The 13,931-nt window shown below is 62.8% G+C and carries 13 protein-coding genes; 6 read left to right on the top strand and 7 right to left on the bottom strand.

Annotated elements, in window-relative coordinates; genetic code table 11:
- Positions 1–76 precede the first annotated feature (76 nt).
- From AB7532_RS12170 to AB7532_RS12160, 3 genes are read left to right on the top strand one after another with little or no spacing between them, the layout of a single operon-like run.
- Entirely contained in the window at positions 77–1,498 is a 1,422-nt protein-coding gene (locus AB7532_RS12170; protein ID WP_441235024.1) for an ABC transporter substrate-binding protein, read from the top strand.
- Positions 1,495–2,397 (top strand): ABC transporter permease, encoded by a 903-nt coding sequence (locus tag AB7532_RS12165; RefSeq protein ID WP_441235023.1) that lies wholly within the window; start codon positions 1,495–1,497, stop codon positions 2,395–2,397. The genes AB7532_RS12170 and AB7532_RS12165 overlap by 4 nt, the downstream gene beginning before the upstream one ends.
- Entirely contained in the window at positions 2,394–3,266 is an 873-nt protein-coding gene (locus AB7532_RS12160) for an ABC transporter ATP-binding protein (protein WP_441235022.1), read from the top strand. The genes AB7532_RS12165 and AB7532_RS12160 overlap by 4 nt, the downstream gene beginning before the upstream one ends.
- Before the next feature lie 135 nt (positions 3,267–3,401).
- Here AB7532_RS12160 and AB7532_RS12155 read toward each other — a convergent pair whose 3' ends face one another.
- The 7 genes from AB7532_RS12155 to AB7532_RS12125 form a co-directional block, all read right to left on the bottom strand.
- Positions 3,402–4,460, bottom strand: coding sequence for a YeiH family protein (locus AB7532_RS12155; RefSeq protein ID WP_441235021.1), 1,059 nt, complete (start codon positions 4,458–4,460; stop codon positions 3,402–3,404).
- A 111-nt stretch (positions 4,461–4,571) separates the two neighbouring features.
- Complete coding sequence (locus tag AB7532_RS12150; RefSeq protein WP_441235020.1) at positions 4,572–4,790, bottom strand: hypothetical protein; 219 nt, start codon at positions 4,788–4,790, stop codon at positions 4,572–4,574.
- A 163-nt stretch (positions 4,791–4,953) separates the two neighbouring features.
- Positions 4,954–5,667 carry an ABC transporter ATP-binding protein gene (locus AB7532_RS12145; RefSeq protein ID WP_441235019.1) on the bottom strand — a complete coding sequence of 238 codons (714 nt, stop codon included), beginning with the start codon at positions 5,665–5,667 and terminating at the stop codon, positions 4,954–4,956.
- Positions 5,664–6,419 (bottom strand): ABC transporter ATP-binding protein, encoded by a 756-nt coding sequence (locus tag AB7532_RS12140; RefSeq protein ID WP_441235018.1) that lies wholly within the window; start codon positions 6,417–6,419, stop codon positions 5,664–5,666. The genes AB7532_RS12145 and AB7532_RS12140 overlap by 4 nt, the downstream gene beginning before the upstream one ends.
- Positions 6,420–6,421: 2 nt before the next feature.
- Positions 6,422–7,441 (bottom strand): branched-chain amino acid ABC transporter permease, encoded by a 1,020-nt coding sequence (locus tag AB7532_RS12135; RefSeq protein WP_441235017.1) that lies wholly within the window; start codon positions 7,439–7,441, stop codon positions 6,422–6,424.
- Positions 7,438–8,340, bottom strand: a complete 903-nt coding sequence (locus AB7532_RS12130; protein ID WP_441239253.1) for a branched-chain amino acid ABC transporter permease — start codon at positions 8,338–8,340, stop codon at positions 7,438–7,440. Before AB7532_RS12130 ends, AB7532_RS12135 begins: the two co-directional genes overlap by 4 nt.
- A gap of 90 nt (positions 8,341–8,430) precedes the next feature.
- Entirely contained in the window at positions 8,431–9,690 is a 1,260-nt protein-coding gene (locus tag AB7532_RS12125) for an ABC transporter substrate-binding protein (protein WP_441235016.1), read from the bottom strand.
- Positions 9,691–9,860: 170 nt separating this feature from the next.
- On the opposite strand from AB7532_RS12125, the gene AB7532_RS12120 reads away from it, so the two are divergent.
- Genes AB7532_RS12120 through AB7532_RS12110 form a run of 3 tightly spaced genes read left to right on the top strand, consistent with a single transcriptional unit; the run spans position 9,861 to position 13,899 of the window.
- Entirely contained in the window at positions 9,861–11,354 is a 1,494-nt protein-coding gene (locus AB7532_RS12120) for an AMP-binding protein (protein ID WP_441235015.1), read from the top strand.
- The gene (locus AB7532_RS12115; protein ID WP_441235014.1) at positions 11,351–11,992 is read left to right on the top strand and encodes a TetR/AcrR family transcriptional regulator; all 642 of its coding nucleotides are present in this window, start codon (positions 11,351–11,353) and stop codon (positions 11,990–11,992) included. Before AB7532_RS12120 ends, AB7532_RS12115 begins: the two co-directional genes overlap by 4 nt.
- Positions 11,989–13,899, top strand: coding sequence for a flavin-containing monooxygenase (locus AB7532_RS12110; RefSeq protein WP_441235013.1), 1,911 nt, complete (start codon positions 11,989–11,991; stop codon positions 13,897–13,899). Before AB7532_RS12115 ends, AB7532_RS12110 begins: the two co-directional genes overlap by 4 nt.
- The last annotated feature ends 32 nt before the right edge of the window (positions 13,900–13,931 follow it).

The raw sequence follows: 13,931 nt of genomic DNA, 5'->3' as shown, positions 1-13,931 counted from the left end.
ACATTCCGGATTTGCCCTGCCGGTGCCCTCACCCAATCATGGCAACCACAGCACATCCAACCGAATGAGGATGAGAATGGTCCGCCATCTTCCCACGCTCTCGATCACGTTGTCGGTGACGTCGCTCGCGCTTTTCCTCGCGCAGCCGGTCTCGGCGGAAACCGTCACCCTCGGCATCGGAACGCAGGACACCACGACCAACACGGTGACATCAGGCGTCGTCATCCGCCAGCTCCATCTCCTCGAAAAATATCTGCCGAAGGACGGCAAATATTCCAACATCAAGTTCGAGATGGAGTGGCAGAATTTTACGTCCGGCCCGCCCGTCACCAATGCGATGATGGCGAACAAGCTTCAGATCGGCATGATGGGCGACTATCCGCTGATCGTGAACGGCTTCACGTTCGACAGCAACCCCGAGAGCAAGAGCCGCCTGATCGGTATCGCCGCCTACAGCCTGTCCGGCTCCGGCAACGGCCTCGTCGTCCACAAGGACTCGCCCTATTACGATCTCGCCGACCTCAAGGGCAAGCTCGTCAGCGTGCCCTTCGGCTCCGCCGCCCATGGCATGGTGCTGAAGGCGATGCAGGATCGCGGCTACGCGGCTGATTTCTTCCAGCTCGTCAGCCAGAGCCCGGAAGTCGGCTCGACCAACCTCCAGGAGAAGAAGATCGACGCGCATGCCGACTTCGTCCCCTTCGCCGAACTGCTGCCGTTCCGCGGCTTTGCGCGAAAGATCTTTGACGGCGTCGAGACCAATCTGCCGACGTTCCACGGCATCGTCGTCCGCACTGATTTTGCGGAGAAGTACCCGGAGGTCGTCGTGGCCTATTTCAAGGCGCTGATCGCGGCCAATCAGTGGCTGCGCGACGATCCCAAGCTCGCGGCTGAAAAGATCCAGGAATGGACCGGCATCAACAAGGAAGTCGTCTACATCTTCCTCGGTCCCAGCGGCAACATGACCACCGATCCCACGGTGAAGCCGGCGCTGATCGACGCCGCCGCGACGGATGTCAAGGTGCTGCAGAACCTTGGCCGGATGAAGGAGTTCGATCCCAGGAAATGGGTCGATGACAGTTACATCCGCAAGGCCTATGCCGAGATGAAGCTCGACTATGACGCACAGCTTGCGAGCACCAAAAACTACGAGATCTCCGGCGAAGATTCCTTCTGCAAGAAGCCGATTGCCGATCCGCGCAAGGCTGGCGAGGTCTGGGTCGACGATGCCGGCATCCTGCCGTTCTCGTCGGCCAGTTGTACGTTAGGGGCCTACGCCGACTTCAAGGCAAAGGGCAAGAAGATCAACGTCGCCTACGTCTTCGATACGACCCGCGGCATCAAGCTGTTCGCCGACCAGGCCTTCTTCGCAGTCGGCAATGGCGAGGTCGCGCCGTTCCTGCTGAAGAAGGACGCGGAAGCCCACGCGGCCAGGATCAGCGGCAAGGTGCTCGGTTTCGACGAGGCAGTGAAGGCCGCCGTCGGCGGAGGCAAGACGTGAGCAGCCCCGCCCTCGTCAGACATCCCGAGGACAGCATGCCGGCCATTGCAGAGGCGGGCCCCGCGCCCGCCGTCACCCCGCCCGCGACGCCGCCCTCTTTCGGCACCGTTGCGCTGCGCTGGTATCGGCTGAACCGAGGCGGCCTGCGCGCGATAGCGATCGGCATCATTTCGCTGCTTGCCTTCCTGCTGGTCTGGCACCTGCTCACGACCTATCGCGTTGTGTTTTTCGTGCGCTTCACCAACGTGCCCTCGCCGCTCGCCGTCTATGCGAGCTTCACCAAGGCGATCCACGACCCTAAATTCCTGTTGCACATCGTACTGAGTTGCCGGCGCATCATCATCGGCTTCTCGCTTGCGGCCATCATCGGCGTCCCCCTCGGCCTGATCATGGGTCGCTTCAAGCTGATTCATGAGATCATCTTCCCCGTCGCCGAAGTCCTGCGGCCGATCCCGGCGATCGCCTGGGTGCCGATGGCGATCATGCTGTGGCCGACCAACGAACAGAGCATCGTCTTCATCACCTTCCTCGGCTCGTTCTTCCCGATCCTGGTCAATACGCTGCACGGCATGACGCTGGTCGATCCCGTGCTGGTGCGCGCGTCGCAATGTCTTGGTGCGCGCGAGCGCTCGATCTTCCGCGAAGTCTATTTTCCGGCCTCGCTGCCGCACATCTTCACCGGCCTCACCGTCGGCATGGGTGTCGCATGGGTGTCGCTGATCGCCGCTGAAATGATCTCGGGCCAATACGGCATCGGCTACTTCACCTGGGAAGCCTATTCGCTGGTCCAGTATGCCGACATCGCGCTCGGCATGATCGCGATCGGCGTGCTCGGCCTGGGATCGAGCATGTTGATCCGGGGAGTTGGACAATTGGTGATGCCGTGGAGACTGAAATGACGGAGATTGCGATCAAGGCACCGCAGGGTCATATCGAGGTCAAGAATTTCTCTCTCAGCTACGACAGCATCGAAGGACCGGTTCAGGCCGTCACCGATACCCAGATTCACGTGAAGCCCGGCGAGTTCGTCTCCATCGTCGGCCCCTCCGGTTGTGGTAAGTCCACGCTACTCAATGCTGTCGCGGGCTTCCTCAAGCCGACCACTGGAATAGTCACCGTCGACGGCGAACGCGTGAACGGCCCGAGCGCCGAGCGCGGCATGGTGTTCCAGCAATATTCGCTGTTTCCCTGGAAGACCGTGCGGGAGAACGTCGAGTTCGGCCTGAAGATGCGCGGCATGCCCCGCTCCCAGCGCGAACGCGCCGCCCGCACCCTGCTCGGGCTCGCAGGGCTCGAGGCGTTCGAGAAACATTATCCGGAAAAGCTTTCCGGCGGCATGAAGCAGCGCGTCGGCATCGTCCGGGCGCTCGCGACGGGACCGAAAGTGCTGCTGCTGGACGAGCCGTTCGGCGCGCTCGACGCGCAGACCCGGGTCATCATGCAGCAGATCCTCACCAACATGTGGCAGCGGCTGAAGATCTCGGTCCTGTTCGTCACCCATGACATCGACGAAGCGATTTTCCTGTCCGACCGCGTCTACTGCATGACCGCGCGTCCCGGCTCGATCAAGGCGGAGATCCCGATTCCGCTGGAACGGCCGCGGCAGCAATCGATGATGATGTCGTCGGAATTCCTGGCGCTGCGCCGCGGGCTGATGTCGCTGATCCGCGAAGAAAGCCTGAAGGCGATGGGCGGCGAGCTCAACGACATGGGCATGCAGGGACTGAACATCGAGCTGCACGGACATTCGCTCGCGGATGTGATTTGATCTAACCTCGCCCCAATGACGGTCACGTAGGGTGGGCAAAGCGTCAGCGTGCCCACCAAATTTTCAGCAAATGTCGAGAAATGGTGGGCACAGCGCTTTCGCGCCTTTGCCCACCCTACGGCAGCTTTGCCCTGATCACTTGAACCAGTGCACCAGCGCGATGCTGATGCCGAGCAGCAGCATCAGCGACAGCGTTACGGCGGCCGTCACCCTGCCCCCAACATTGGCGAGCACCTTCACATCGACGCCGAGGCCGAGAGCGGCCATCGACACCACGGTCAGAAAGCCTGTGATCTTGGTGATCGGCGCCACCACCGTGCCCGGCACGATCTCCAGCGAGCGTAGCGTCGCCAGCGCGAGGAAGCCGAGGATGAACCAGGGGACCAGGCGGAAGAATCCGACATTGGTCTTCTTGGTATCGGTCTGCCACCGTGATGCGACGAGCGACAGGCCGACGACCACGGGCCCCAGCATCAGTACGCGCATCAGCTTCACCAGCGTGCCGATCTGCGTCGAGATGAGCCCGGCCGGCACCGTCGCGGCGAGCACCTGCGGCACCGCGTAAACGGTGAGACCCGCGAGGATACCGTATTGCGTGGCCGACAATTGCAGGAGCGGAATCAGGAGCGGCAGGCCCAGCACCATCATCACGCCGAGGATCGCGGTGAAGGAAATCGAGGATGCGATCTCGTCATTGTTGGCGCCGATGATCGGCGCCACGGCGGCGATCGCGGAATTGCCGCAGATCGAGTTGCCGCAGGCGATCAGAATCGACAACCGCGTCGAGAGACCGAGCAGGCGGCTGAGGCCGAAGCTGGCGGTGAGCGCGATCACGACGACCGCGGCGATCGATGCCAGAAGCGCGATACCCGAGGCGGCGATGGCGGCAAAGCTGATCGAGGCGCCCAATAGCATGACCGCGACTTCGAGCAGCTGTTTGGCGCTGAAGGCGATGCCGGCCTGCCAGCGCGGCGCGGGCTTCCAGAAGCTGCGGAGCGCCATCCCGAGCAGGATCGCCATCACCAGCGCCTCGACATAGGGATGTTCGAAGACGCCCAGCTCCAGGTGCTCGAGCAGCGCCGAGACGCCGGCGACGGCGATACAGAGGAGGATGCCGGGAATCAGTGCGACGACGCGGCTGATGGCGGTGGTCGGTTTGGCGTCGGTGGGGCTGGATGCTTGATTCTGCGACACAAATCTCTCCCGGAAGAGAAAGATTTATACGCACGACGCCTCCGTTGGGGAATAAGCTTTCGGCATATCAGTGCCGAGAGAACTTCTGTCCTCGATCCGGAATAATGGGCCTTAGAAGATCAGGCTCTTGGCCAGCGAGGCGACGCGGCTGAAGCCGTCATAGATGCCCGGCTCGAAGAAGGCCGCACGCGCGAGAACGATACCCGCAACCAGCGACCAGAACAGGCCGGTGCCGACCCGCAGCAGCATCTTTGACGCACCCGACCGGGGCTGCGTGTCCGTTGCGGACACCAGCTGCTCGCCGAAGGGCTCAAATCCAGTGCGTTCCATGGCCGTCAATCCATCAAATTCTGAATGGAATGTCGTCGTTTCGGCCCCAAACGGCAATGGAAGCGATTAGCGTATTTGCCTCCCGAAGGGGAAACTCCTTCCGTCGGGCGCCCAAGAAGCAATAGTTTTGTTCTTTTGACAGGTCTAGACGTCCGGAACCCGGCTACAGGGCCAGATAGCGCCGCCGGATCGCATCATTAGCCTTCAGCTCGTCGATTCCGGCGGCATAGACGATCTGGCCCTTGTCGATGACCGTGGCGTGGCTCGCCAGCCCCAGGCAGAAGTGCATGTTCTGCTCGGCAATCAGCACGGTCGAGCCGAGTTGACGAAGCTGCCGCAGCAGCTCGCCGATCCGCTGCACGATGATGGGCGCGAGGCCCTCGCTCGGCTCGTCGAGCAGCAGCAGCGCCGGGTTGCCCATCAGCGTGCGCGCGATCGCGAGCATCTGCTGCTCGCCGCCAGAGAGGCGCCCGGCAATGCGACTCCGCAAAGGCTCTAGCAGCGGGAAAACCTCATAAATGCGCGCGACGGACCATTCGTCTTGTCCATCCGGGCCCTTCTTCTTTCCGATGACGAGATTGTCCTCGACCGTGTGCTCCGGAAAGATCTGGCGATCCTCCGGCACGAAGCCGAGGCCGGCACGCGCGATGGTATGCGGCTTCTGGCCGGAGATCACTGCGCCGCGCAGGCTGACCCTGCCCCGCCGCGGCGGCGCCAAGCCCATAATCGCCTTCATGGTCGTCGATTTGCCGGCGCCGTTGCGGCCGAGCAGCGCCATGGTCTCGCCCTGCCGCACCGAGAGGCTGACGCCGAACAGGATCTGGCTCGTGCCGTAATAGACGTCGAGATCGGCGACTTCGATGACGACGGCACTCACGCGGCCGCTCCTGCATGCTCGGTGCCGAGATAGGCGTCGATGACAGCGCTGTTGTTGCGGATTTCGTCAGGCGTGCCGGTCGCAAGAATGCGGCCGTAGCAGAGCACGACGATTTTTGGGGCGATCTTGAACACGATGTCCATGTCGTGCTCGATGAAGACGACAGTGATTTTTTGCGTCTCCCAGAGCTCGCGCACCTTGTCGATCATGCGCCAGCGCTCTTCCGGCCCCATGCCGGCGGTCGGCTCGTCCAGCAGCAGCACCTTTGGTTCGAGCACGAGCGCGAGCGCGATATCGAGGAGTTTCTGGTCGCCGTGCGAGAGCGTCGCCGCGGTACGGTTGCGCTTGCCAGCAAGGCCGAGCAGCTCCATCACATGCTCGGCGCGGTCGCGCGTCTCCGGCAAGGGAAAGCGCTTGTGCAATACCGCGGAGGAGCGCTGGTCGGCGCTGACGGCGGCGAGCATGGTTTCCTGCACGGTCAGTGATTTGAAGATGCTCGCGACCTGAAAGGCCCGGCCGATGCCGTGACGCACGATCTCCGGCGGCGAGCGGCCGGCGAGATCGACGCCGTCGAGCAGCACCTGGCCGGCATCCGGTTTCAACGCGCCCGTGATCAGGTTGAAGAAGGTGCTCTTGCCGGCGCCGTTCGGGCCGATCACCGCGGTGAGCGAGCCGTCGGGGAAGTCGAGCGAGACGTCGTTGGTCGCCTTCACGCCACCGAAGGATTTTGCGAGGTTGCGGATCTCGAGCATGGCTAGCGCTCCTCGCCTGTATCGCGCCGGTGCGAGAACCAATCGGCGACGAAATCGAGCAAACCCTTACGCAGACCCAACGCAAAGAATAGGATGACCACGCCGAGCACGATGCCGTGGTATTCGGTGAACCGCGTGACGGTATCGTTGAGCAGTAGCAGCAGCACGGTGCCGACCATCGGTCCCAGGAAGGTCGAGACGCCGCCGAGCATGTTGATGAAGATGGCTTCGCCCGATATCGTCCAATACGCGAATTCCGGATAGGCGCCGGAGACGAACAGCGCCATCACCATGCCGCCCATCGATGCAAACAGCGCCGCCAGCACGAACACTGTGAGTTTTGCGCGCCAGACGTCGATGCCGAGGAAGCTCGCGCGCGCCGCGTTGTCGCGGATCATGCGAAGCGTATAGCCGAACGGCGACTGCGCGATCTGGCGCATGGCGAGCAAGCCGATGATCAGCAGCGCGCAACTCGCGACGTAGAGATGGACATGGTTGGCGAGATTGATGCCGAAGAACGCTGGGCGCGGAATGCCGCCGCGCAAGCCCTGGTCGCCGCCGGTGAAGGACGCCCACGACAAAATGGTCGAGTGGATCAGCATTTGGAACGCGAGCGTGACGAAGGCGAAATAGATCTCCTTCAGCCGCACGCAGATCGCACCGATGACGGCCGCAATCACTGCCGTGATCGCCAGCGTCGCGACGAAGGCGACCGGAATGGGCACGCCGAGCTTCTGCATGATCAGGCCAAAGCTGTAGGCACCCAGGCCAAAGAACATGCCGTGGCCGAACGAGGTCAGACCGGTGTAGCCGACCAGCAGATTGAGCGAGGTCGCGAACAGGCCGTAAGCCGAGCAGCGGATGACGAAATCGAGCAGCGCCTTGCTGTCCGTGAACATCGGCAGGCTCGCGAGCACCGCAAAGGCGATCAGCGCGATCAGGACGTCACGATAGCGTTGCAGCGCCGCACCGCCGCGCACCGGCACCAGCGCCTGCGCGCGTCCGGCCTCCAGCTCGGTCATGCCGCCTCCTTGCCGAACAGGCCGGTGGGCTTGGAGACCAGCACGATCACCATAAACAGATACATCAGGCCTTCCGTGAACAGGGGAAAACCGAGCGAACCGAACGAACGGATCAGGCCGAGCAGCAGCGCGCCAACCAGCGCGCCGACAATCGAGCCCATGCCGCCGATCACGGTGACGATGAAGGATTCGATCAGCACCGAGAATCCCATGCCGGGCGTCAGCGACCGTACGGGCGCAGCGAGCGCGCCGGCCAGTCCCGCCAGCATGCCGCCGAGCGCGAACACGCCGCCATAGATCAGGCCGGTGTTGATGCCGAGCGCCGAGACCATGCCGGGATTATGTGCCGCCGCCCGGATCACCTTGCCGATGCGGCTGCGCGACAATCCGATGCCGAGCACGATCGCTGCGACGAGCGCGACGCCGATCAGCAGCAGATAATAAGGCGGCACCACGCCGCCGGCGATGAACAGCGGCATCACCTGGAACGCGGCGGGCATGCCCATCGACTTGAATTCAGGTCCCCAGATCAGTCGCACCACGTCGTCGAAGATCAGCACGAAGGCGTAGCAGACGAGCAATTGCATCAGCACGTCGGCGCCATAGACCCTGCTCATGAAGACGCGTTCGAAGATCAGGCCGAGAAGGGCAGTCCCCGCTGCGCCCGCGAGCATCGCAAGCGCAAAGCTGCCGGTGAGCTGATAGGCCGTCATCGCGAAATAGGCGCCGAACATATAGAAGGCGCCATGGCTGAAATTAACGACCTTCAACACGCCGAAGATCAGCGTCAGACCGACCGCGACCAGGAACAGCAGCATGCCGATGATGAGGCCGCTGGTGGTTTGCGTCACCAGGCAGGCGGAGCTGGAGAGGCAGCCGACGAGCGCGTCGAGATCCACGGAAAGCACTTTCATTGCAGCGCGCCTGATAGCGCGCGGAGAACCAAATCAAACGGCGGAGACAGTCACCCGTCTCCGCCGCAAGTCAGATCAGGTGTAGCCCTTGCTCTTCTTCCACTCGGCCTCGAGCTCGAAGATGGTCTTCCAGTCGCCGACCTTGACCTCGGGCACGTACGGCTCCTGCGGGATCGTGGTGCCCCAGCCGATGGCGTAGCCGACCAGCGTGTGGTCGTCGCCGCGCATCGTCACGGTGCCGTCGGCGCCGAACGGGCACTTGATGGTGAGGCCCTTCAGCACTTCCGCGATCTTCTTGCCGTCGGTCGAGTTCGCTTTCTTGGCGGCTTCGGCGAGGAACATCACCGCGGTCGCGTTCTGCCACGACCAGTTGGTCGGATACTCGTTGTATTTGGCCTTGTAGGCATCGCCCCAGGCGGCGTTCTCGGGCGTGGTCGGGAATGTCTTGATGTAGCGGTTGCCGGAGTGGATGCCCTTGGGCAGGTTCTTCACCACGGTGAGCGCGGTGTAGTCGGCCATGTTGACCGCGAACACCTCCATCTGGGTGAACATCGCATAGATGTTGGCCTGGTCGATATAGGAGGTGAGATCGCCGCCCCAGAGGCAGGAGTACAGCGCCTGCGGCTTGGCCTGCAAAATCTTCGTCACGACCTCGGTGTAGTCGGGCTGAAACAGCTTTGGCCAGGACTCGCTGATGATCTCGACGTCGGGCGCAAAGCGCTTCAGGTACAGCGTGAACTCGCCGGTGGTGTCGCGGCCATAGGCGTAGTCGGGCGAGCACGTCGCCCATTTCTTCAGGCCCTTGGCCTTGGAGATCGCTGCCGCGTAGCTGCCGCCGACGATGGAATCGTGGATGCCCTGGCGGACGCAGCGGAACGCGTTCGGGATGTGCTGCTTCGGATCGGCGGTGAGCGAAGAGGCTTCCGAGCAGGTATGGATGCAAAGCACGCCGAGATCGCGGGCGACCTCGTGCACCGCGAAGGATCCGGACGACGCTTCCCCATCGAGCAGCAGCTCGCAACCGTCGGTATTGACGAGCTCGCGTGCGACGCGGGCGGCTTCCTGCGGCTGGCCCTTGGAGTCGCGGACCACCATTTCGATCTGGCGGCCGGCAAGACCACCGGCGGCGTTGACCTTGTCGACCTCGAGCATCACCGCATTGCGCGACGACGTGCCGAGCTGCGCGACGCGGCCCGACAGAATCGTCGGCATGCCGATCTTGACAGTCTTGGCTTGGGCGCGCGCCACCCACGGCGCGGCAACACTCATCGCACCGGCACCCATCAGCGCCAGTGTTGAACGGCGGCTGATGCCCGGCGTGCGGGTTCTCGTCATTTTCCCCTCCCTCTTTCGGGTCGGCGTTTCCAAATCCCTGCCGGAGATCATCTCGTCTCCGTGTTCCCAACAATTTCAGAGGCAGGGGGTGACGTCAAGACAAATATGAATTATGAGTCATCATTCACTACGGGAGGAAGCGAGGCCGGCAATCGGCCCGAAACCGCAGAATGATCAACCTTTCGAGCTTCATTGGCTTTCATGCCCGGCGGTCTCCGGAGCGGCCCGCGCTGAAATACCGCGGCGAGCAGGTCTGCTACGCGGCATTCGACGCGCGCGTCCAACAGGTCGCCGGCTGGCTCGCATTGAATGGCATCAGCGCCGGCGATGTCGTGGCCGTACTGATGAAGAACAGCGCGGCATTCCTGGAGCTGGTCTTCGCGACCAGCCATCTCGGTGCGGTATTCCTGCCGATCAATTTCCGCCTGTCCCGCGAAGAGGTTGGCTATATCGCGGGCAATGCCGGCGCGCGCTTGTTGATCGTCGATGAAGAGCTCGCCGCGAATGCAGTGGGCGCGAAGATCGTCGTACTGAACGAAGCCGCGCAGCAAAGCGTCACTCGTCTCGCGGGTGATGCTGCGCCCGCGCCGATGCACGTTCGCCAGCCATCCGACCTGATGCGGCTGATGTACACTTCAGGCACGACCGACCGCCCCAAGGGCGTGATGCTCACCTACGATAATTTCTACTGGAAGTCGGCCGACCAGACCATCGCACTGGGCCTCGGTGCCGACACGCGCCTCCTCGTCGTCGGCCCGCTCTATCACGTCGGCGCACTCGACCTGCCCGGCATCGCCGCACTCTGGCATGGCGGCTTCATGCGCATCGAGCGCAATTTCGAGCCGGAGATGGCGCTTGCGGCAATCGCGGAGGACGAACTCAACGCCGCCTGGTTCGCGCCTGTCATGACCACCGCGATGCTCACCTGCCCCACCCGCGACCGCTACGATGTCTCAAGCCTGCAATGGGCGATCGGCGGCGGCGAGAAGACGCCTGAGCTACGCATCCGCGCCTTCTCGGAATTCTTCCGCAATGCGCGCTACATCGACGCTTATGGCCTCACCGAGACCGTAGGCGGCGACACTTTCATGGACGCTGGCCGCGAGATCGAGAAGATCGGCTCGACAGGACGCGCCATCGCCCATGTCGAGATCGAAATCCGCGACGAGGACGGCACGACGCTGCCGCCGAACGTCAACGGTGAGATCTGCCTGCGCGGCCCCAAAATCACGCGCGGTTATTGGAAGGATCCGGAGAAGACGGCGTCAGCCTTCTTCGGCGACTGGTTCCGCAGCGGCGATGTCGGTTATCTCGACGAGGAAGGCTTTCTTTATCTGACCGACCGCAAGAAGGACATGATCATCTCCGGCGGCGAGAACATCGCCTCCTCCGAGGTCGAGCGTGTCATCTACGATCTGCCCGAGGTGCGCGAAGTCGCGGTCATTGGACTGCGCGATGCGCGCTGGGGCGAGCGGCCCGTCGCCATTATCGTACTGGCCGAAGGCGCGAGCCTCGAGCTCCCTGCCCTCGCGGAGCATTGCCGCGCGCGGCTGGCGAGCTTCAAGGTGCCGAAACAGCTGATCATTCGCGACAACCTGCCGCGCAACCCGTCCGGAAAGATTCTCAAGCGCGTGCTGCGCGCCGAGCTGGAGACGTCGCAATGACGCAAGCCAACGCCAAGGTCACAAAGCTCAATCGCGTCGAGCGCAACGCCTGGACCAAGCAGAAGATCTTCGAGGCCGCGACCAAAATCGTCGGCAAGCATGGTTATGCCGAAGCCTCCGTCGCCCGCATCACCGAAGAAGCCGGCGTCGCGCAAGGCACCTTCTACAATCATTTCGAGAACCGTCAGGAGCTGCTCGACCAGCTGCTGCCGAAGATCGGCCTCGACATGGTCGAGTTCATCCGCGCCCGCACCGGCACGGCGGATGCGGCGCGGCAGGAGATCGCGCGCTTCTCCGCCTTCTTCGACTTCATCCGCGAGGTCCCGGAATTCTTGCGCATCCTCAACGAAGCCGAGTTCTTCGCGCCCATCGGCTACCTGAAGCATCTCGACAACATCTCGGTTGCCTATGTCCGCGTCTTGCGTCGCGCACGACGAGCAGGCGCGATTCAGGATTACAGCGACGAGGAATTCGAGGCGATCGTCCACATGTTGATGGGCTCGCGCGGCTATCTCAGCCGCCGCTACTCGTATTCGAAAGGCGGCGTCACCGCCGTGCCCGATCACGTCATCTCCGCCTATCGCAAGCTGATGACGCGCGGACTTTTCAGTGCATCCGGAGATCAGGACACGCCATGAACATCGCATCTCCACAAGCACCGCTCGACCTTGCCTCGGCGATCGCCGAAGCCGACATCCGCTGCCTGCTGATGGTGCTGGTGCACATGACCGGCGACGAGCGCTGGCTCGCGCCGCCCTACCTGCCCAAGCGCGACATCCGCCTCATTCCCGATCCCGAGGCCGGGGTGCCAAAGGAGGTCCAGGACGAGATCCGCGCAGCGGTCGTCAGGCTCTTTGCCGACGGCACGCCAAAGCCCGTCATCACCGATCCCGGCGACGAGCTGTTGCTCAGGATGATGCGCGCCTGCCTCGGTGAGAACGTCGCGCCGGAATACGCGCCCCTGATGCGCGAGGAGATGGGATTTGTGGCGCGCGAGCCGCAATGGACCAAGCCTCCCGCCGCCGAGAAGCTCGCCGACCAGCACGTCCTGATCGTCGGCGCCGGCGTCTGCGCCATCGCTCTCGGCGTAGCACTCGGTCATCTCGGCATCCCCTACACCATCGTCGAGAAGAACGACGAACTCGGCGGCACCTGGTGGATCAACCGCTATCCCGGCTGCGGCGTCGACACGCCGAACCATTCCTATTCCTACTCGTTCGGCACGGGCAATGCATGGGCCCGCTATTTCTGCCAGCGCGAGGAGTTGCTCGGCTATCTCCAGAAGGTCGCGGAGGAATACGGCATCCGCAAGCATCTGCGCGTCAACACCGAACTGACCTCTTCGCGCTGGGACGAAGGCAAGCGGCGCTGGATCTCGACGCTCAAGACCGAAAAAGGCGAAGAGATCTTCGAATCCACTGCTCTGGTTTCGGCCATCGGCCAGCTCAACGATCCCTCACGCGCCCATTTCAAGGGTGAGGAGAATTTCAAGGGCACGATCCTCCACTCGGCGCTGTGGTCCGGCGACATCGATCTCGACGGCAAGCATGTTGCCGTCATTGGCACCGGCGCTACGTCAATGCAACTGGTGCCGACGATCGCCGGCCGTGTCGCGTCAGTCACGGTCTATCAGCGCAGCGCGCAATGGGCGCGGCCGGTGAAGGGCTATTCCGATCCGATCAGCGAAGGCGCACGGTGGCTGCTCGCGCATCTGCCATTCTATGTGCAATGGTACCGTTTCAACATGTTCTGGCGCTACGGCGACGGCCTGCTGCCGTTCCTGCGCAGGGACCCCGCCTGGCCGCATCCGGAGCGCGCCGTCAACAAGGGCAATGACCGGCATCGCCAGGAGTTGACGGACTTCATCCTGTCGGAACTGAAGGACCGTCCCGACCTGATCGAAAAATGCGTGCCAAGCTATCCGCCCTACGGCAAGCGTATCCTGCTCGACAACAACTGGTTCAAGACCTTGAGACGGGACAATGTCGAACTCGTCACCGACGCAATCGACCATTTCGACCAGAACGGCATCGTCACCGCCGACGGCGAGCACCGGTTGGCGGACGTCATCGTGGTCGCCACCGGCTTCAAGGTGACGGAAATGGCCGCGCGCCTGAACATCAGCGGCCGTGACGGCAAGGATCTGCGCGAGGCCTGGGCCCACGACAATCCGACCGCATTCCTCGGCATGACCGTGCCGGACTTTCCAAATTTCTTCTGCATGCTCGGCCCCAATTCCGGCCCTGCCCATGGCGGCAGTGTCATATTCCAGTCCGAATGCCAGAGCCGCTATATCTCTGCCTGCCTTGCCGGCATGATTGAGCAGAATGTCGCCGCCATCGATGTCCGCAAGGACGTCCTCGACGACTACGTCCAAAAGGTCGATGCCGAACACGAGGGCATGATCTGGACCCACCCGGGCATGAGCACGTACTACCGCAACAGCAGCGGTCGCGTGTTTTCGGCCATGCCCTGGCGTTTCGTGGACTATTGGCGCATGACGCATGATCCGGATCTTGGGCAGTATCGGCTGACGAAGGGGTAATTGCTGCCGCCGCGGACCAGCTGTAGCGTTGG

The organism is Bradyrhizobium sp. 930_D9_N1_4 (assembly GCF_052076015.1).
GTDB lineage: Bacteria > Pseudomonadota > Alphaproteobacteria > Rhizobiales > Xanthobacteraceae > Bradyrhizobium.
The sequence above is the reverse complement of the archived record's forward strand: the minus strand, read 5'-3'. Positions and strand labels throughout refer to the sequence as shown.